Annotated in this window: 20 protein-coding genes; 16 read left to right on the plus strand and 4 right to left on the minus strand. The window is 65.3% G+C overall.

Translation table 11 applies throughout. The features are described 5' to 3' along the window. Positions 1–153 precede the first annotated feature (153 nt). The 3 genes from Q0579_RS02610 (at position 154) to Q0579_RS02620 (ending at position 2,838) form a co-directional block, all read left to right on the plus strand. Positions 154–1,467: a hypothetical protein gene (locus Q0579_RS02610; RefSeq protein ID WP_017980793.1), complete on the plus strand. Its 1,314-nt coding sequence runs from the start codon at positions 154–156 to the stop codon at positions 1,465–1,467. 70 nt (positions 1,468–1,537) lie between these two features. Continuing rightward, the gene (locus tag Q0579_RS02615; RefSeq protein ID WP_017980792.1) at positions 1,538–2,416 is read left to right on the plus strand and encodes a DUF4396 domain-containing protein; all 879 of its coding nucleotides are present in this window, start codon (positions 1,538–1,540) and stop codon (positions 2,414–2,416) included. A gap of 89 nt (positions 2,417–2,505) precedes the next feature. Beyond that, positions 2,506–2,838: a four-helix bundle copper-binding protein gene (locus Q0579_RS02620; RefSeq protein ID WP_017980791.1), complete on the plus strand. Its 333-nt coding sequence runs from the start codon at positions 2,506–2,508 to the stop codon at positions 2,836–2,838. A gap of 45 nt (positions 2,839–2,883) precedes the next feature. Here the strand turns inward: Q0579_RS02620 and Q0579_RS02625 are convergent, their stop codons facing one another. The 3 genes from Q0579_RS02625 to copC are packed head-to-tail and all read right to left on the minus strand — an operon-like array spanning position 2,884 to position 4,505. After that, the gene (locus Q0579_RS02625) at positions 2,884–3,153 is read right to left on the minus strand and encodes a flagellar biosynthetic protein FliQ (RefSeq protein ID WP_017980790.1); all 270 of its coding nucleotides are present in this window, start codon (positions 3,151–3,153) and stop codon (positions 2,884–2,886) included. 52 nt (positions 3,154–3,205) lie between these two features. Next, on the minus strand, positions 3,206–4,132 hold the full coding sequence (gene copD, locus Q0579_RS02630) for a copper homeostasis membrane protein CopD (protein WP_298280904.1): 927 nt from the start codon (positions 4,130–4,132) through the stop codon (positions 3,206–3,208). Positions 4,133–4,136: 4 nt separating this feature from the next. Continuing rightward, positions 4,137–4,505, minus strand: a complete 369-nt coding sequence (gene copC, locus Q0579_RS02635; RefSeq protein WP_020486671.1) for a copper homeostasis periplasmic binding protein CopC — start codon at positions 4,503–4,505, stop codon at positions 4,137–4,139. Positions 4,506–4,632: 127 nt separating this feature from the next. Here copC and Q0579_RS02640 point away from each other — a divergent pair, with 127 nt between their 5' ends. The 13 genes from Q0579_RS02640 (at position 4,633) to Q0579_RS02700 (ending at position 18,790) form a co-directional block, all read left to right on the plus strand. Next, the gene (locus tag Q0579_RS02640; RefSeq protein WP_020486670.1) at positions 4,633–4,902 is read left to right on the plus strand and encodes a hypothetical protein; all 270 of its coding nucleotides are present in this window, start codon (positions 4,633–4,635) and stop codon (positions 4,900–4,902) included. Continuing rightward, positions 4,899–5,339 carry a periplasmic heavy metal sensor gene (locus Q0579_RS02645; RefSeq protein WP_017980786.1) on the plus strand — a complete coding sequence of 147 codons (441 nt, stop codon included), beginning with the start codon at positions 4,899–4,901 and terminating at the stop codon, positions 5,337–5,339. The genes Q0579_RS02640 and Q0579_RS02645 overlap by 4 nt, the downstream gene beginning before the upstream one ends. Positions 5,340–5,349: 10 nt before the next feature. Further along, positions 5,350–5,919 (plus strand): sigma-70 family RNA polymerase sigma factor, encoded by a 570-nt coding sequence (locus tag Q0579_RS02650; protein ID WP_017980785.1) that lies wholly within the window; start codon positions 5,350–5,352, stop codon positions 5,917–5,919. A gap of 67 nt (positions 5,920–5,986) precedes the next feature. Then, complete coding sequence (locus tag Q0579_RS02655; protein ID WP_017980784.1) at positions 5,987–8,020, plus strand: copper resistance system multicopper oxidase; 2,034 nt, start codon at positions 5,987–5,989, stop codon at positions 8,018–8,020. After that, entirely contained in the window at positions 8,017–9,309 is a 1,293-nt protein-coding gene (locus Q0579_RS02660) for a copper resistance protein B (protein WP_024310688.1), read from the plus strand. Before Q0579_RS02655 ends, Q0579_RS02660 begins: the two co-directional genes overlap by 4 nt. A gap of 15 nt (positions 9,310–9,324) precedes the next feature. Then, entirely contained in the window at positions 9,325–9,909 is a 585-nt protein-coding gene (locus Q0579_RS02665; RefSeq protein WP_024310687.1) for a cytochrome c, read from the plus strand. Between the two features lie 25 nt (positions 9,910–9,934). Then, positions 9,935–10,672, plus strand: a complete 738-nt coding sequence (locus Q0579_RS02670; RefSeq protein ID WP_017980780.1) for a PepSY domain-containing protein — start codon at positions 9,935–9,937, stop codon at positions 10,670–10,672. A gap of 133 nt (positions 10,673–10,805) precedes the next feature. Continuing rightward, the gene (locus Q0579_RS02675) at positions 10,806–11,198 is read left to right on the plus strand and encodes a DUF305 domain-containing protein (protein WP_042469554.1); all 393 of its coding nucleotides are present in this window, start codon (positions 10,806–10,808) and stop codon (positions 11,196–11,198) included. Between the two features lie 71 nt (positions 11,199–11,269). Continuing rightward, the gene (locus Q0579_RS02680) at positions 11,270–11,719 is read left to right on the plus strand and encodes a DUF411 domain-containing protein (RefSeq protein WP_024310685.1); all 450 of its coding nucleotides are present in this window, start codon (positions 11,270–11,272) and stop codon (positions 11,717–11,719) included. 897 nt (positions 11,720–12,616) lie between these two features. Further along, positions 12,617–13,834, plus strand: coding sequence for a TolC family protein (locus Q0579_RS02685; RefSeq protein WP_018251210.1), 1,218 nt, complete (start codon positions 12,617–12,619; stop codon positions 13,832–13,834). Continuing rightward, positions 13,831–15,330, plus strand: coding sequence for an efflux RND transporter periplasmic adaptor subunit (locus Q0579_RS02690; RefSeq protein WP_298808800.1), 1,500 nt, complete (start codon positions 13,831–13,833; stop codon positions 15,328–15,330). Before Q0579_RS02685 ends, Q0579_RS02690 begins: the two co-directional genes overlap by 4 nt. Further along, a complete protein-coding gene (locus Q0579_RS02695) occupies positions 15,327–18,464 on the plus strand; it encodes an efflux RND transporter permease subunit (RefSeq protein ID WP_298808802.1) in 3,138 nt (1,045 codons plus the stop codon). Before Q0579_RS02690 ends, Q0579_RS02695 begins: the two co-directional genes overlap by 4 nt. Then, a complete protein-coding gene (locus Q0579_RS02700) occupies positions 18,464–18,790 on the plus strand; it encodes a copper-binding protein (protein WP_017980774.1) in 327 nt (108 codons plus the stop codon). Before Q0579_RS02695 ends, Q0579_RS02700 begins: the two co-directional genes overlap by 1 nt. A gap of 21 nt (positions 18,791–18,811) precedes the next feature. On the opposite strand, the gene Q0579_RS02705 is transcribed toward Q0579_RS02700, so the two are convergent. Continuing rightward, a partial coding sequence (locus Q0579_RS02705; protein WP_298808806.1) for a glutaredoxin family protein occupies positions 18,812–19,567 on the minus strand: 756 nt, incomplete at its 5' end.

Consider the following 19,567-nt stretch of genomic DNA (forward strand, 5'->3'; position numbering starts at 1 on the left):
GTCGGCACCGCTGGCGTGTATGTTGAATCTACGCGCGGGAGCGGCGTTGCCCTCATATTGCGGGGGCCAGCTCTACACCCTCGACGCCATAAGGGCCGCAGCTTAGGTCTATTACTAGCTCGCCAAACGCGGGCCGGGGGCAATCGGGGACATATGGCAGCGCAGATCGACAGTCTTTCTACTGGCACCGACCATGACGGCCTGGTGCGCCGCTTAATTGCCCGCTGGCGTGACGATCAGGGCGCGACCTATCGGAGCTGGTTTCTTTGGGACGAGCGGTTGAAGAACTTCCGATCAATCCGGCGCGGCATCACCCAGGTTGTCGGCGAGATCGAGCGCGGCACGTTCGGCGTCGCCTACCGCGGATCGTCGCTCGAAACCGTCGTCCATTCCGTCGCCGAGCAGCGGCAAATCTTCAAGGGCGCGGACCATGCGTTCCTCTGGAAGCCGAAGCTCCGCATCCCCGACATTTACGAGAGCCCCGACAATCAGCGCGCGTTCGGCCGCTTGCTCGACGCCTGTTCCTGTTGCGACACGGCCGAGGAGATCATCAGCCATATCCACGCGATCGACCGTTTGAAGATCAAGGGGCTGGGTCCGGCGGTCGCCAACCTCCTCTACTTCCTTCACCCGACGCTGGTGCCGCCCTTCAACACCGCAATCGTTAAGGGCTACAACGCGCTGACGGGGGCGAATGTGAAGCTCGGGAGCTGGGAGCATTTTCTGGCGATGCGGACCGGCATCCTCGATCTCAACGACCGCTTCCGCGAGCTGCTATCGAATGATTTAGGCGCGATCGGCGGTCTGTTGTTCGACATCGGCTCCGATCGCTATCCGGCTCCGCCCCTCGACGTGAGCGGCGCGACGCTGGCGAGCTGGGGGCAGCGGCTTGAGGCGGCGCGCGAGGAAGCGCGCACGCTCAGCAAGGCCGCTCAGCGCGAGGGCGAGAACGAGCGCACCCATACCGAAATCCAGGCATGGCTTCGCGATCTAGGGTTGGCGCTCGGCTATGACGTATGGATCGCCGCGAACGACCGCAGCCGCGCCTTCGACGGATCACCCTTGGGCGCAGGATGCCTTGAGCGCCTGCCCGACACGATCGCGACGTCGAAGGGCGCTGACTCGATCCGGCTGATCGACGTGCTGTGGCTTGAGAAGGCCGGCGATCATGTCGCCGCGGCGTTCGAGGTGGAGCATTCGACCTCGATCTATTCGGGCATCGTCAGGATGCTCGACCTGGCCTTGAGCGGTGGCGACCTTCACGCGACCGCGGGGCTGTTCCTTGTCGCGCCCGACGCGCGCGAGACGGACGTTCGCGCGCAGTTGCAGCGGCCCGCGTTCAGCCGCGTAGCCGACCTCGACATATCCTACCTGCCCTATGGCGAGCTGGAGAAGAACCGGGAGGCCATCGCGCGGTTCGGATCGGGACTGAAAGCGATCAAGGCCGTTTCCAGCAAGCTCGCCTAGCCCGCTCCGCGCAAGGGATGATCCGGAGAGCCGCGTATCCTCTAGCATGTAGAGGAGTGCTGCCGTGACGATGCCATCCCCGGCCCCCTGGCTCGACGCCGTGCTGATCGGGTGGTTCGTGCTGACCGCCCTTTCGGTCGCTTACGTCGCGTGGGATGCCTTCACCCGCAACCCCGAGCTGCGCGTGATGAAATGGGGGTGGCTGTTGGTCACGCTCTATGGTGGCCCGATCATGGCCGCGGCCTATGTCCTGTCCTGCCAGGAGCCGGCGAACGAGCGGCACGAGGATTTCGTTCGACCGCTCTGGAAGCAGGCGTTCGGCTCGGCCATCCATTGCATGGCGGGCGATGCAACCGGCGTCATCGCCGCAGCCGCGATCACCACGGCGCTCGGCCTGCCGATGTGGCAGGACGTGATCGCGGAATATGTGTTCGGCTTCGCGTTCGGACTGCTGATTTTCCAGGCGCTTTTCATGCGCGACATGGCGGGCGGTTCCTATTGGGGCGCGCTTCGCATGTCGTTCATCCCCGAATGGCTGTCGATGAATGCCGTCATGGCCGGCATGATCCCGACGATGGTGGTGTTGATGAGCCGCGACATGGCCGCGATGCACGCCAGCTCGCTCCGCTTTTGGGGCGTCATGTCGCTGGCGACACTCGTCGGGTTCGCAGTCGCCTATCCGATCAACCTTTGGCTGGTTGGCGTGCGCTTGAAGCACGGCATGGGCACGGTGCGCGCGCTGGGGCATGGCGGACACGAAGTCGGCGCGGACCGGCAATCGGCCACGCCGATGCCGGACATGGGACACGACGCAATGGCAGGGATGAGCGGCATGGCGGCCGGCGCGCGCGTGACCGGACCTCAGATCGCCGCGATGACAGTGTTGACGCTCATCATGCTTGGCGCGGGCATCATCGTTGCGACGCTGTTCGGTCGGTGGGCCATGTAACTTGCCGCGAACGACGGAGATCGCGGCAAGGGGTGATCGCGCGGCGCGCGTATCTAGGAATAGGCGGGGGCTCATACGGAGATAATGCGATGCACCAGATCGACCCCGGCATGAAGGCGTGCATGGACGCCTGCCACGAATGCCATGTGACCTGTCTTCACATGGCGATGAACCATTGCCTCGAAATGGGCGGCCAGCACGCCGCGCCCGAGCATATGAAGATCATGGCCGACTGCGCGCAAATTTGCGCGGTTGCGATCGACTTCATGGCGCGCAAGTCCGCCCACCATCAGCATATCTGCCGCGAGTGTGCCGAGATCTGCCGGGCTTGCGCAGCGAGCTGCGAGGCCCTGGGCGGCATGGAGGATTGCGTGGCAGCGTGCCGGAAGTGCGCCGATTCCTGCGATCGGATGGCGGCATAGCGGGGCTTGCGCGGGCGGTCGCCCGCCCGCGCAGCTATCTGCATATCAACGGCCCATGCTCGCGATCACAGCGAACAGCTCGGCCGTGAACTTGGTCAGGAGCTCGGTCGCTGCGCTCCCGAAAATCACCAAACATACGCCTAGCGCGATCAGCTTAGGCACGAAGCTCAGCGTCTGTTCGCTAATCGACGTCGCCGCCTGGATGATGCTGATTATCAGCCCGACGATCATCATCGGCACGAGCAGCACCACGCAGATCAGGCCGGCCACGGCCAGCATCCTCCCCGTCTCGTCGAGCAGGATCGACTGATCCATCAGGCGCGGCCCCGTGAACGGCCGGGGACCGCGAGGGCTCCCCGGCCGCGCATCACATCGCCGATGCAGGCGGCGCGAGCGTCCCGAGCCAGGCGATCAGCCCGAGAACCGCGATGACACAGGCGGTTTCGATCGCCAGACTTGTCCGCAGCGCGCCGAGGGCGCCCTTGTGATCGTCCGCTGCGATCGACCGCTCGAATGCCGGCGTGAGCCGGAAGCGGTTGAGCGAGGCGAGCCCTAGCATGGCGACGAACAGCGCCAGCTTTGCGATCAGGAGCTGACCATAGAGCGTCGCAGGAAGCGTGGCGAGGTTGCCGATCCCGACCAGCATCCAGCCATTGACCAGGCCGGTGACGAGGATCGTGCCGACCACAACCGTCCCGATCGCGCCGAACCCGTGCAGCGCGCGGTGCGTCAGCCCCAGATGCGCCGCGTCTACGCGCGCCGCGGGTCGGGAGACGAGCAGGAGCAGCCCCAGTAGTGCGCCAACCCAAGCGCTCGAGGCGATCAGATGGAGAATGTCGACGATGAGGTGGACCCAGCCCATCACGGCTTCGTCCATCGCGCCGTGTCCGGTCCACGCCAGCGTTGCGAGTGCCACGGCCGAGCAGAGCGCGACGATGCTCAGCCAGATGCCGCGCCCGCCCGCGACCAGCGCTGCCAGCGCCGCGAGGGCCACCATGACCATGCGCAGCTTCCATGCTGCTCCGATCGCAGAGCCGGTGAGCAGCGCGCCGACTGCTTCACGGTCGATCGGCCAGGCCGGCGTTCCGGCCATTGAGGAGGCCATCAGCACGACCCAGGCGCCTGAAAACAACAGGCTCAGGCCAGCGCTGGCGATGAACCAGGGACGCAGCGCGAGCGCGTCGCCGCGCTCGCGCGCCCGCAGCCCATAAAGGCTGAATGCGGCAAGGCCGAACAGCGCAGCCAGCGTCACGTAGAGCGCGAAGCGGACGCCGATAAGCGACCAGTCCCCCATCGCCTCACTTCACCGCGAAGACGTAGGTTCCTGCGACCTTGTGGGTGTCGGTCGAGACGACATTCCACGCGACGCTATACCGACCCGATGGGAGCGGCGATTTCGGGGTGATGACGAGGGTCCGGCCATCGGACGAGAGCGCGGAGGCGCTGGCCATCTTCATGGCTGCCATGCCGGGCATCGCTGCCATCGTGAGATCGGCCTTGGAGAAGGCTGGCATCAGCTTCTCGCTGAAATGAAGTTCGATACGAGCGGGCTTCGCGACCGTCGCATTGGCGGCCGGCGATGCCGACACCAGCTTAGGATGGGCGTTCGCCGTTCCGGCGAACATGACGAGAGCGGCAGCAGCAGTCAGAACGGATAGGCGGCGCATAGGGGGCCTTTCGACAGGAGGGTTCCTGTCCTTCATTACGCGCCCCGATCGACCACCCCTCACGGATGGATTTGAGGGATGGGCGCGTCGCTTGCGTAATCCATGCTAGAGGGGTGGAGTGAACGACATGGACCTCGACGCAGTATTGATGAGGCTGGCGCAAGCACCCGTGCCCGCGAGCCTTGATGGCATGGAAGATCGCGTGCTGGCGCGGGTCGCCGCACGTCCAGCGGCGCGCGCCGGCTTAGGCGTTGGGGCAATGACGATCGCTGCGGCGCTCGTCATGGGCATCTTCGGTGCCGGTGTGCCCGCGAAGGAAGCCAGCGCGGCTTCGCTATCGCCCTTGGGGCCGGTGTCGCCGCTCGCGCCCTCCACGCTGCTCGTCGGCGTGCAATGAGCGGCCGCATCCGCCTTCTGCTTGGCATTGTCGCGTGCTTCATCGCCGCGATCATCGGTGTGTTCGTGGGGCGGGCGCTACTTCCGCCACGTGCCCAGCCCGGCTCGGAGCTGCACGACGTGCTGCATCATAAGCTGGCGCTGGACGCCAACCAGGAAGCGCGACTTGAAGTGCTGGAGCAGCGTTTCGCCGTGCAGCGGCGCGCATTCGAGCTGGAATTGCGGGCGAACAATGCCCGGCTCGCTGAAGCGATCGAGGCCGAGCATGGCAACGGGCCGCGCGTCGCCGCAGCGGTCGACCAGAGCCACGCCGTCATGGGCGAGCTCCAGAAAGCGACGCTGGCGCACATCTTCGCCATGCGCCAGCTCTTGCGGCCCAATCAGACCGGCCAGTTCGATCAGGCCGTGGTGAAGGCGCTCACCGACGACGCACGTTGAGGTTCGGCGCGTGAGCCTCGACTGGACCACGCTTACGGACGGCGAGCTGGCGACCCTCAGCATCGCCGGGCGCGAAGCCGCCTTCGCCGAGATCATGCGCCGCCATCGGCAGTCAATCTTCCGCATGGTGCGCGCGTGCGTCGGCGAGGCCGACGAGGCGCTGGACCTTCTGCAGGAGACCTTCGTCGCGGCGCATCAGGCCCTGCCCCGCTACGACGGCGATCGATCGATGCGCGCGTGGCTATCGACGATCGCGATCAACAAGTGCCGCGATTGGGGGCGCAAGCGCACCGTGCGGCGCTTTCTGGCGTTCGCCGCACCGATCGGCGCGGAAGCCGAAGCCATTGCAGACGACCAGGTGGCGATCGACGACGCGACGGGCGACCGACAGGAACTCGACCGCGTGACGCGCGCCATTGCGGGCTTGCCGACCGCATTGAAGGAATCCTTGGTGCTGCGCACGATCGAGGGGTTGAGCCAGGCTGAAACCGCGGCAGTGTTGTCGATCAGCGAAAAGGCGGTAGAAACCCGCCTCTATCGCGCGCGATCGAAGTTGCTGGAGCGATTGGGCGGGCGCTGAGGGATAGCGCCCTGAGCTGCGTATCAAGGCTAGAGGGACACTCCCGTTCGAGAGCCTTGAGGACCGTATGAGCCGCACTATCGATCGCCGCCAGATGCTTCGCGGCGCCGCCCTTGCTGGCGGTGGCATGGCGCTGACCGCCTATATGCCCGCGTGGGCGCAGCCTGTCTCGGGCGGGATCGTCAAACCGCTGCCGACCGTCTCGGGCACTGACATCGCGCTGACGATCGACAGTTTCAGACTTCCCGTCGACGGCAAGTCGACGCCCGCAATCGGCGTCAACGGCACGGTGCCGGCCCCTCTCATTCGCTTGAAGGAGGGGCAAAAGGTCCGCCTCTCCGTCACCAACAATCTCGACGAGGACAGTTCGATCCACTGGCATGGGCTGCTCGTGCCGTTCGCGATGGACGGCGTGCCCGGCATCAGCTTCCCCGGCATCAAGGCGCGCTCGACCTTCATCTACGAGTTCCCGATCATCCAGTCGGGCACCTACTGGTATCACAGCCATTCCGGCGAGCAGGAGCAGGGCGGACTTTACGGGCCGATCGTGATCGACCCGGCCGGTGCCGATCCGATCGCGTTCGACCGCGAGCATGTGATCGTGCTGTCCGACCACAGCCAGATGACCGGCGAGCAGATTTTCCGGAAGCTGAAGCAGATGGGCGGCGCCTATTTCAACTATCAGCGGCCGACCCTCGCGGGCTTGCTCGCGGGTCGGGAAATGCCGCTCAAGGACCGGATCGAGTGGGGAAAGATGCGAATGGACCCCGCCGACATCGCCGACGTCACCGGCTCGACCTATACCTTCCTGGTCAACGGCTACGGGCCGTATGACAACTGGACGGGGCTGTTCAAGCCGGGCGAGCGGGTCCGCTTGCGGATCATCAACGCCGCGGCGCAGACCAACTTCAACGTCCGCATCCCCGACCTGCCGATGACCGTCGTGCAGGCCGATGGGCAGAATGTCCGTCCGGTGAAGATCGACGAGTTCCAGATCGGCGTTGCCGAGACGTTCGACGTGATCGTGACGCCCGAGGACCGGGCCTACAGCTTCGTCTCCGAGGCTATCGATCGCTCCGGCATGGGCCGGGCGACGCTCGCCCCGCGTGAGGGGATGGTCGCCCCGGTCCCGCCGCTTCGTCCGCGCACGCTGCTGACCATGACCGATATGGGCATGGACATGGGGAGCATGGGCGGGATGCAGGGCATGTCCGGCATGAAGGACGAGAGCCCGGTCGCCACGCGCGGGCCGGACCCCACCTTGATGCAGAACGCCTCGCGCAATCTTTGGAAGCTGACGGGCTGGAAGGGGCCGACCGATCACGGGACGGTCGCGGCAGGCGCAGCGATGGCGGGCATGTCCGGCATGTCGGGCATGGACCACAGCCAGATGGGCGGCGCTGTAATGCCCGGGATGGACCATAGCCAAATGGCAGCGGGCGGTGCTGGCATGGCCGGCATGGACCATAGTGCCATGTCGGGCGGATCGGGCCAGGCTGGCGGCATGGCCGGGATGGACCACGGGTCGGGTGGCGGCATGAACATGAACATGCGCGACCCGAAGAATGCGCCGGGCGTGAAGATGGGGCCGGGCGTGCAGACCATCTCCCCGATGCCGAAGGACCGTAGCGGTGAACCGCCCCAGGGTCTGGGGGGCCTGGATCACCGCGTCCTCACCTATCGCGACCTCGTTTCGCTCGCGCCCAACCCCGACGTGCGCGCGCCGTCGCGTCAGTTCGAGATCCATCTGACCGGTAACATGGAGCGCTACATGTGGGGCTTCGACGGGCAGAAGCTGAGCGATCCCGCCGACCCCATCCCGTTCCGCAAAGGCGAGCGGGCGCGGGTGACGTTGGTCAACGATACGATGATGCCGCACCCCATCCATCTCCACGGCCATTTCTTCGAGCTGGTGACGGGGCACGGCAATCATGCGCCGCGCAAGCACACCGTCAACGTGCCGCCTGGAGGCAAGATGACCTTTGATCTGACCGCCGATGCACCCGGCGATTGGGCGTTCCACTGTCACAATCTCTACCACATGACCGCAGGCATGATGCGCGTCGTCACCGTTCGCCCGTTCGCGGGAGAGGCGGCATGAACCGGCTGACCGCGGCGCTCGCCGCCACCACCATGCTCGGCATCGCCGGTCCTGTCGCCGCTCAGTCGATGCAGGGCATGGATCATTCGGCAATGCCGGGCATGACCATGCCGATGCCTGCGAAAAAGAAGCCGGTGGTGAAGCCCACGGCCAAAGGCAAGCCGGCCAAGACTAGGTCAGCTCCTGCGAGGCGACCATCAGCTTCGACGACGAAACGCCGCGCCGCGCCAACGGCCGGCATGAATGGTATGGATCACGGGACCATGCCGGGCATGGATCACTCGTCTATGCCCGGCATGGACCATGCGGCTCCGCAGGGCTCACAGCAGGGCATGGAAGCCATGCCGGGGATGCAGATGCCCGGAAACGGCCAAACGGTCCCTCAGGGCTCCCAGCAGCCGATGCAGGGCATGGACCATTCGGCGATGCCGGGGATGACCATGCCAGCCGACCAGCACAGCGGCCACGACATGCAGGGCATGTCGGGAATGGCCGGAATGCCAGGCATGGCGGCCGATGGGGTGCAGCAGACTGGCACCGCGCTTCCCGCAGGAAACGCCCCCGCCCCGCCCCTGCCGACCGACCATGCGGCCGACAGCGTTTACGGCGCGGACGCGATGGCGATGGGTCGCCATCACCTTCAGCAGCATCACGGCGGTCAAAACTTCAGCCAGGTGCTATTGAACCTCGCTGAGTATCAATTCCGCAACGGTCGTGACGGCTATCGCTGGGATGGCGAGGCGTGGTTCGGGGGTGACATCAACCGCCTCTTCATCAAGTCTGAGGGCGAGGGAGCCTTCCGCGAGGGCATCGAGAGCGCCGAGGTGCAGGCGCTCTATAGCCGGACCATTGGCCCTTATTTCAATCTACAAGCGGGTGTCCGCCAGGATTTGGGGCCGTCCCCGAAACGCACCTATGCGACCGTCGGGCTGGAGGGGCTGGCACCGGGCTTCTTCGAGCTAGAGGGCGCGGTATTCCTGTCCAACAAGGGCGACCTGCTAGGGCGGCTTGAGGGCTATTACGACCAGCGCATCACCCAGCGGCTGATCCTGCAACCGCGCGCCGAGCTCAATTTCGCTGCGCAGGACGTGCCGGAAAACCGGATCGGATCGGGCCTATCCAACGCCGAGCTTGGATTGCGGCTGCGTTATGAGATCCGGCGCGAGTTCGCCCCCTATGTCGGCGTGTCATGGGATCGCCGCTTCGGCGACACCGCCCGCTACGCGCGCGCCGATGGGGATCGCGCAACGTCCAAGAGCATCGTCGCCGGCGTTCGTGTCTGGTTCTGATCGATGGAGGAACAGATGGCTCAAGACGGCAGGCGCTCGATAAGGCAGCACTTCCCGAGCCTGCCGTTCGTAGGCGCCCTGGCGATCGTCCTGGCGCTGGGCGCAGCCGCGTTTATCTACCTTGGCGTGTATAACATCGCGGCCGACGAACCGCACACGCCGGCGGTCTATTCAATGCTCGAACGCCTGCGCGATCGGTCGATTGAGGCACGCGCGCGCGGCATAACACCCCCGGCCGATCTGGCATCGGCGCAGCGCGTGTCAGTCGGCGCGGGCCTTTACGGAGAAATGTGTTCCGGTTGCCATCTCGGCCCCGGCGTCGAGAAATCCGAGATGAGCCAGGGCCTCTATCCACAGGCGCCGGAACTCGCGCGCGCTCAAGATCTCACCCCCGCCCAGCAATTCTGGATCATCAAGCACGGGGTGAAGCTCAGCGCCATGCCGGCATGGGGCAAGACGCATCCCGACCCCCTAATTTGGAATATGGTCGCGTTCGTCCGCAAGCTCCCCGGCATGACGCCCGAACAGTATAAGGCACTGGTCGCGAGCGCCCCGGCCGATCACGACGAGATGATGAAGGACATGCCGGGTATGAAGTGACCCCGGCGACGAGGTTGAGGGAGGAGTGGTTCTGAAAAGCGCGAAACTGAGGCTGCATCTACTCGCGAGCCGCACGCACAAATGGCTCGCGATCATCATCGGCGCGCAGCTCCTGCTATGGTTCGCAAGCGGCGCCCTGATGAGCTTCCTGCCGATCGATCGGGTGCATGGCGATCACCTCGTTGACCGCAAAGCCGCGGCGCCCCTTCCCCGCGGCAGCACGTTCGCCCCACCATCGGCGATCGTAGGCGCAGCAGATGCGCCCATCGAGGCCATCACCTATCGCATGTGGCTTGGCCGCCCGGTCGCCGAGGTCGCGACAGCCAAGGGAACGCGCCTGTTCGACGCCGCGACGGGCCAAGCGCTGCCAGCACCAACGGCTCGTGAGGCCGAGGAGATCGCGCGTTTGGCATGGCGTGGCGGTGCTCGACCAGCGGCGAAGGTAGAGCGGATCGAGCGCGCCAGCCCCGAATATCGCGGCACGCTCCCCGCCTGGCGCGTCGCGTTCGCCGACCTCGATTCCACCCGCGTCTTTGTCGCGGCCGACACCGGTCGGATCTCGGCTGTCCGAACCGGCACTTGGCGGCTCTACGACTTCTTCTGGGGCCTTCACATCATGGATTGGACGAATCACGAGAACTTCAACACGCCCTGGCTGCTCGCCTTCGCGATCGGTGGGCTTGCGCTTTGGTTAGGGGGGGCAGTGCTTCTCTACATGCGATGGCCCAAAACGCGGCGTCGCAACATCGTGATCGAGGCATAATATACGCGGCTCAGGAGCGTAGCCCTCGGAAATAAAGTCCTGTTTCCTGACAATTTCTCGCGCGTTCTAGCACCCCGGGTGAGGGATAGCCGCCTCGCACGCGTAGAAGTCTTAGAACCCAGGGAGATCAATAATGCGCTTTGCACCAACATTCGCAGCTTTGGCGCTGCTCGCCACGCCCGCCCTCGCGCAGCAGAGCGGCGGAATGCAGGGCATGAACCACGGTCAGATGGCCGGCATGAACCACGACGACATGGCGGGCATGATGGCCGGCAATCCCTACGGCCAGGCCGAGATGGACATGCATCAGAAGATGATGGCGGCCAAGCAGGGCGACGCGGCCGAAATGTGGACGCGCAAGATGATCGAGCATCACCGAGGCGCCATCGCCATGTCGCGCGTTGCGGTGCGTGACGCGCGCGACGCCGAGACCAAGCGCATGGCGCAGATGACGATCACGAAACAGGAAAAGGATATTGCCGAGCTGCAGGCGTGGCTCAGCAAGCACGGCAAGCGCCCGCAATAAGGGAGCGCTGCCCCGCCCTGTCGATCCCCCTACCCCCCGGCAGGGCGGGGATTTCCTTTTAGGAGCTGATGATGAAGAATGGTGTTCGTGGCGCCGTCGCCGCCTTGCTAATGACCATCCCAGCGGTCGCATCGGCCGCGGCCGACATCGCCATGCACCGCGATCCGGGTTGCGGCTGTTGCGAGAAATGGGCGGCGCAGGTGCGTCAGCAGTTCGGCCGCAAGGTCCAGATCATCGACGATGATCGCCGTGAGGTGCTGCAGCGTAAGATCGGCCTGCCCGCTGACCTCGCGTCCTGCCATACCGCGATCATCGACGGCATGGCGTTTGAGGGACATGTCCCGATCGCGGACATGAAGCGCGCGCTGGCCCAGCATCCTAAAGGCGTGCGCGGCTTGGCCGTGGCCGGAATGCCGATGGGCTCACCGGGCATGGAGGTGCCCGGCATGAGAACCCAGCCCTATGACGTCATTGCGTTCGGTGCCGCTGGCCGGCGTGTCTTTGCTAGCCACGGCGCCTAAACGACAGGTTGTCTTGTGAGCGGCAAATCTTCCCCGGCGCTTCATGCCGGCACTACGGCACCCGGCAAACCACCCGTATTGACCTCGGCGTTGACAATTGGGATAGTATCCGGGTGTTGAAAGCTCGTCTTTCTCTCTTGCTTCTTGTTGGAGCGTTGCTTGGCCTTTTGGGCCAAGGAATTGCGTATGCGGCCGGCCCATCGCTCTCACCCAAGATGGCGATGAGCCATGTCACCCCATCCCGCATGGATTGCGCGGGTATGGCGACCCCGGATCCGTCATCGGAACACCCATGCAAAGGACTGACGCTGGCGTGTATCGCCCAAATGGGATGCGTTGTTCCCATGACGTTTGAGAAGCCGGCAAGAGTGCTGAAGCGCTCGATCGCATCTCAAATCGTTATCTGGCCTGCCAGCCGGGCACTTGCCGGCCTCAACGTCGCTCCCGAGCCCGAACCGCCTACCGTTTGATCGAGTCAAGCCGTGTCAGGCTGCAGCCGTTCGCCGGTTGCGGCTCTGCCGATTTTAAATCTCGATCAAATTGGAAAGTGACATGAAAACGTTCATCTTGGCGGTATTTGCCGCTAGCCTCGCCGCGTCGGCAGCGACGGCGGCCACATCTGAAAATAAAAGCAATGGTCATTGGGAGTGGCGTTCCAATTACCAGCCGGGCCCGCGGGCGCCGCTTCAAGCCCCACGTCGCGTATGGGTTACGGACGTTCCCCAGTCGAGCGCCTGCGTGTGCCCGATGATGGAACGCGGTCGCGACGCCTGCATGTCAATGAAGGGCGGCCAGTCAACTTAAGCTGGCGAGCCTGAACAGGTGCCGGGCTCCGATCAACCATTTGGAGCCCGGCCATCATTATGACATGAAGGGACTAGAGGGATGCGCGCATCCATGATGCTCGCGGTCGCCGCGCTCACGACGAGCGCCGCGCACGCGCAGACACTTACCTATGACCAAGCGCTGCGCGATGCGGTTGCCAACGCCCCGGGAGCGGTTGCCGGTCGCGCGGGGGTCAGCGCCGCCCAAGCCGATGCACGTGCGGCGGGAAGCCTTCCGGACCCCCGTGTGTCGATCGGAATCGAGAATTATCCTGTCTCTGGGCCACCCGCCTTCTCCCTATCCAGAGACGACATGACGATGGGGCGTGTCGGTTTCCAACAGGACCTACCCAACCTTGCCAAGCGTCATGCCGCGCAAGCGCAGGCACGCGCCGTGATCGCAACGGCAGAAGCATCGCAAGCGACCAAGCTCCGGGAGGTGCGATTGGGAGCGGGGCAGGCATGGATCGACCTTGCTTATGCCGAGCGTCGACTAGCTGCCCTCGACACCGTTCTGCTATTCCTTCGATCTCTCCCTTCCGCTGCGCGGGCCGCCGTGACGACCGGTTCGGTCCGCCCTGGTCAGACACTGACGACCGATCAGGAGATCGCGGCACTCGACGACCGCCGCGACGAGTTGATGGCCGCCGTTGCGCGCGCCCGCGCGATGCTGGCTCGCTGGACCGGCGTATCGGCGCCCGAGATTGCCGGCGATATGCCCGCGATCGATCTGGCTCCGGCGCGGCTGCGGGACGCGCTCAGCCTTCACTCCGACATGGTTCTCGCCGAGGCCGGTATTCAGCGCGCCCAGGCCGACGTGGATGCGGCGCGAGCGGAGAAGCGACCCGATTGGGGGGTAGAGGTAGCTTATCAACGCCGTGACCCCCGGTATGGCGACATGGTGTCGGCGGGAGTTTCGATGAGCCTGCCGCTGTTCGCTCGATCGCGTCAGAACCCGCGCATCGAAGCCCGCAAATCCGCACAGGCGCAGGCCGAGGCCGCGCGCGAAGAAACCCGGCGCACATTGGCAGCCGATCTGGAGGCCGCGCTGGCGGACCACCAAATGCATCACAGCCAATGGCAGCGCGCGCGCGACGTGCTCCTTCCGCTCGCTCGGAAGCGAGCCGATCTGGAGATAGCGAGCTACTCTGCCGGTCGCGCGAGTCTTGCGGATGCCATCGAAGCCAAGACCGCGCTCGCCGACGCCGAGCTGACCGTGCTCGACCGTGAGGCGCTCGTCGCCGCAGACTCTGTCCGCCTCACCATTACCTTCGGGAGCGCCGATCGATGAGCGACACTACCATTACCCGCGCCCGCCTTGTCACCGCGGTAAGCGCGCTGGTGCTGGTCGCAGGGGGCGTGGGCTTCGGGCTCGCGAAACTTGGCACGTCCTCGGCTGCCGATCAAACGGCATCCCCAGCCCCGCAGAAGAAGATCCTCTACTGGTATGATCCGATGATCCCGGGGGAGCGGCACGACGGCCCGGGTCTCTCGTCGATGGGGATGAAACTGATCCCCCGCTATGCCGACGAGGGCGCAGGCGGTAGCGCCGCACCGGGCGTAGCGATCGATCCGGCCAGCGTCCAGCGGCTCGGCGCGCGGATCGTCACGGTCGAACGCGGATCGTTGTCAAACTCGGCCTCGGCAACCGGCAGCATCGAGTTCAATGACCGCAACGTTGCGGTCGTGCAGGCACGCAGCGGCGGCTTCGTTCAGCGCGTCTATGCGCGCGCGCCAGGCGATGTCGTGCCGGCAGGCGCCCCGCTCGCCGATATCCTTGTGCCCGAATGGGCGGGCGCGCAGGCGGAGTATCTCGCCGTGCGCCGCACCGGGGATGCCGGGCTCACGCGGGCGGCACGAGAGCGCCTGTTGCTTCTCGGGATGCCCGCCGGATCGATTGCATCGGCGGAGTGGCGCGGCCGACCGCAAGGTGTGACGACGATCAGCACGCCCGTGGGGGGCGTCATCAAGACGCTCGGCGTCCGACAGGGGATGACGGTCGCGCAAGGACAGACACTGGCGGAGGTGAACGGCCTCGCCACCGTGTGGCTGAACGCGGCTGTCCCTGAGGCCCTCGCAGGAAACCTGCGGATCGGCACGCCCGTCATCGCCACGCTGGCGGCTTTCCCGGGCGAAAGCTTCAGGGGCCGCATCGCTGCGATCCTGCCCCAGGCCGAGGCAGCGAGCCGCACGCTCACAATCCGCGTCGAGCTCCCCAACCGTGCCGGCCGGTTGCGCCCCGGTATGTTCGCCAGCGTGGCGCTCGACCAGGGGAGCCGCGATGCACTCCTTGTTCCGAGTGAGGCCGTGATCCGGACCGGCCGGCGCACACTCGTCATGTTGGCAGGGCCGGGTGGACGCTTTCGACCCGCCGAGGTTCGCACTGGCGCAGAAGGCGGCGGCAAAACCGAGATAGTCGCCGGCCTGACCGAGGGTGAGAAGGTTGTGGCGTCGGGCCAGTTCCTGATCGACTCCGAAGCGAGCCTCGCTGGCCTCGATGCGCGTCCGATTGGTGTCGAAGCGTCACCCGCAACAAAGCCGGCCGTGAAACCCACCGCGTCGATCTACGAGACGGTCGGCAGCATCGAGGCGATCGATCGCAGTTCCGTCACCCTGTCCCATCAGCCCGTTCCGGCGATCGGCTGGCCGGCCATGACAATGACGTTCCGCGTCGCCGATCCCGCGTTGGTGCGTGGGTATCGCAAGGGTGAGCGGGTGCGGTTCGGCTTTGATCAACCCGCCGATGGTCCAACGCTGCGCCGCATGACGCGCGAGGCTGGGCGATGATTGCCGCGATCATCCGCTGGTCGGTCGCGAACCGCTTCCTCGTCGTCCTGGCGGCCATCGCGCTCGCCATGGCCGGGGTGTTCGCAATGCGTGCCACCCCCGTCGATGCGCTCCCCGACCTGTCCGACACGCAGGTCATCATCCGCACGAGCTGGCCGGGCCAAGCCCCGCAGATCGTCGAGAACCAGGTGACGTATCCGCTCACCACGACGATGCTGTCCGTGCCTGGCGCGAAAACCGTGCGCGGCTATTCGTTCTTCGGCGACAGCTACGTCTATGTCCTCTTCGAGGATGGGACCGACCTCTATTGGGCGCGCTCACGCGTGCTGGAGTATCTGAGCCAGGTGCAGGGACGGCTTCCCCAAGGCGCGCAGGCCGCGCTGGGTCCTGATGCGACGGGGGTCGGCTGGGTCTATGAATACACGCTGTTGGACCGCACCGGCCGCCGTGACCTGTCGCAGCTCCGATCCTTGCAGGACTGGTTCCTACGTTATGAACTGAAAACGCTGCCCGGCGTTGCGGAGGTGGCGAGCATCGGCGGAATGGTGAAGCAATATCAGGTGCTGCTCGACCCGACGCGGCTCGCCGCATTCGGTGTCACGCACACTCAGGCCGTCGATGCCATTCGCCGCGCCAATCAGGAGGCCGGCGGGTCCGTCCTCGAGCTGGGCGAAGCCGAATATATGGTGCGCGCGTCAGGTTACTTGCGCACCGTCGACGATTTCCGCGCGATCCCGCTCAAGGTCGCCGGTGCCGGCGTCCCCGTTACCTTGGGCGACGTCGCGTCGATCCAGATCGGCCCCGAGATGCGCCGCGGCATCGCCGAGCTGAACGGCGAAGGCGAGGTCGCGGGCGGAGTCGTCATCCTGCGTCAGGGCAAGAATGCACGGCAGACGATCGAAGCCGTCAAGGCCAAGCTCGCGGAACTGAAAGCGAGCCTTCCCCCCGGCGTCGAGATCGTCACCACCTATGACCGCTCGCAATTGATCGACCGCGCGGTGGAGAATTTGACGGGCAAGCTGATCGAGGAGTTCGTCGTCGTCGCGATCATCTGCGGGTTGTTTCTGTGGCATGTCCGGTCTGCGCTGGTCGCGATCGTCACCTTGCCTCTGGGGGTGCTCGCGGCCTTGCTCGTCATGCGTGTGCAGGGGGTGAACGCCAACATCATGTCTTTGGGCGGTATCGCCATCGCGATCGGCGCGATGGTCGATGCCGCGATCGTGATGATCGAGAACGCGCACAAGCGGATCGAGCGATGGGAACACGACCATCCGGGCGTGGCGCTGGCGGGCGAGGAACGCTGGCGCGTCATCACCGAGGCCGCGGCCGAGGTCGGGCCGGCGCTGTTCTTCAGCCTCGTCATCATCACGCTGTCGTTCGTGCCGGTGTTCACGCTCGAAGCGCAGGAGGGACGGCTGTTCGCCCCGCTCGCCTTCACCAAGAGCTATGCGATGGCGGCAGCGGCGATCCTGTCGGTAACGCTCGTGCCGGTCCTGATGGGATGGCTGATCCGGGGACGCATTCCGGCCGAGAACGACAACATTATCAACCGCGTGCTCACCCGTGCCTATCGCCCGGCGCTCGACCGCGTGTTGGCGCGGCCTTGGGCGGCGATCGGCATCGCCGCCCTGGTACTGGCGACGACGGCATGGCCGCTGACCCGATTGGGTGGCGAGTTCATCCCGACGATGGATGAGGGCGATCTGCTCTACATGCCGTCCGCGCTTCCCGGCCTTTCGGCCGCGAGCGCCTCGGCCCTGCTCCAGCGCACAGACCGGCTGATAAAAACCGTTCCCGAGGTCAAAACCGTGTTCGGCAAAGCCGGGCGCGCCGAGACCGCGACCGACCCGGCACCGCTCGAGATGTTCGAGACGACCATCCAATTCAAGCCGCGCGATCAATGGCGCGCGGGGATGACGCCGGCAAAGCTGGTGGAGGAGCTGGACCGCACAGTGCGCGTGCCCGGCCTCACGAACGTATGGGTGCCTCCGATCCGCAATCGGATCGATATGCTCGCGACCGGCATCAAGAGTCCCATCGGGGTGAAAGTGTCGGGGTCCAACCTCTCCGAGCTGGACCGCATCGCCGGCAGCATCGAACGTGTCGCCAGGACCGTGCCGGGCGTCAGCTCGGCATTGGCAGAACGGTTGACCGGAGGCCGCTATGTCGATGTCGATATCGATCGGGTGACCGCGGGGCGCTACGGTCTCAACATCGCCGATGTGCAGGAGATTGTGTCCGGCGCGATCGGCGGCGAGACGATCGGCCAGACGGTGGAGGGCCTTGCCCGCTACCCGATCAGCGTCCGCTACCCCCGCGAGCTGCGTGACAGTCTGGAGGGACTGCGAACTCTCCCAATCGTCACCGCATCGGGTCAGCAGATCACACTCGGCACCGTCGCATCCGTGTCGATCGCGGAAGGTCCACCGATGCTCAAGACGGAAAATGGTCGAATCTCGACATGGGTCTATGTCGACGTGCGCGGGCGCGACCTGGCCTCCACGGTCGCCGATCTGCGCCGTGCTGTTGGCAAAGATGTTCGGCTCAGCCCCGGCGTCTCGATCGCCTATTCCGGACAATTCGAGTATCTGCAGCGTGCCGAGGCTCGGTTGATGCTCGTCGTGCCGGCGACACTCGCGATCATCTTCCTTCTCCTCTACCTTACCTTCGGTCGCCTCGACGAGGCGGCGCTTATCATGGGCACACTGCCCTTCGCGCTGACCGGCGGCATCTGGACATTATGGCTGCTCGGCTATGCGCAATCGGTCGCCACAGGTGTCGGGTTCATCGCGCTCGCCGGCGTGTCGGCGGAGTTCGGCGTCGTCATGCTGATCTACCTGAAACACGCATTGGCCGAGCGCGGGCCGTCACCGTCGGGCGAGCAAGTATCGGAAGCGATCAGGGAGGGCGCGCTGTTGCGGGTACGTCCCAAGGCGATGACCGTCGCTGTCATCGTCGCCGGGCTGTTCCCCGTGCTGATCGGGCATGGCGCCGGATCGGAGGTGATGAGCCGGATCGCCGCGCCGATGATCGGTGGAATGCTGACCGCCCCTTTCCTCTCCATGTTCATCCTGCCAGCCGCCTACTTGCTCTTGCGGCGGCGAGCTTCAACCCGCCCCGAAAGGAAGATCTGATGAAAGCCACTTTCTCCATGCGCGCCGCATTCATGCTACTAGTCACGCCGATCGCAGCGAGCGCTCTTGCTCAAGGCAGCAGGCCGGCTGCATCGGCTGTAAAATCCGGCAGCGGATCGGGGACGATCACTGCCGTCGACGCGAAAGGTGGAACCGTAACCATCAAGCACGGCCCGATCCCGACGATCGGCTGGCCCGCAATGACGATGACCTTCCGGGCATCCCCCCCGACCCTGCTCAAGGGACTGCGGTCGGGGCAGCGGGTCGCATTCACCGCCAAGGCGAAGGGTATGACGGCAGAAGTTACGGCGATCAGCCCGCATTGACGACGCGTGCCGACCTTCGCGTCAGTGCGCCATCGCCAGCACGGGCGGCGCAGCGATCATCCACAGCGCCATCGCGACCATCATCAGGTTTTCGGTGAGCGAGATGAAGCCGAGCGGCACGTTGCTGTCCCCGCCCACGCACGCGCATTTCAGCTCACGCTTGTCGATGTAGACGGCCTTGAACACCGACACCGCGCCGATCGTACCGATAACGAGCGCGACGGGCACCGACAGCCAGGTCAACGCGCCGGCTGCCATCAGGACGCCCGCCGCTCCTTCCGCGTAGGGATAGACATAGGAATAGGGCACCCAGCGCTTCGCGAGCAGATCGTAGTTGAGGAACATGCTCGAGAAGCTCTCGACGTTCTGGAGCTTGAGCATCGCCAGAGCGCACATCGAGAACGCGATGAACCATTCACCCGCCCGCACCGTGAAGGGCGTGCCGAGTACCGCATAGCTGGCGGCGAGCGCCATCAGCGCCGTCATCGCGAACACGGCAATCACCGGGCGATAGGTGACGGCCTTGGGGTCGCGGACCATCTTGCCGAAGAAGCGGCGCAGATCGTCATAGCCGCCGACCCGCTCCCCGGCGATAAAGATCTGCGGGGTCGTCTTGACGCCGTGCTTCGCCTTGAAAGCGTCGGTTTCTTCCCGCGTCATCAGCCAATGGTCATCGACCGCATAGCCTTCCCGGCGCAGAAGATCCTTCGCCTTCAGCCCGAAAGGGCAGGTATGTTCCGGCATCACCATCCGGTAGATCGTCGCCTGTTTGGCGGG

This window comes from uncultured Sphingomonas sp., assembly GCF_936927845.1.
In the GTDB taxonomy this organism is placed as follows: Bacteria; Pseudomonadota; Alphaproteobacteria; order Sphingomonadales; family Sphingomonadaceae; genus Sphingomonas.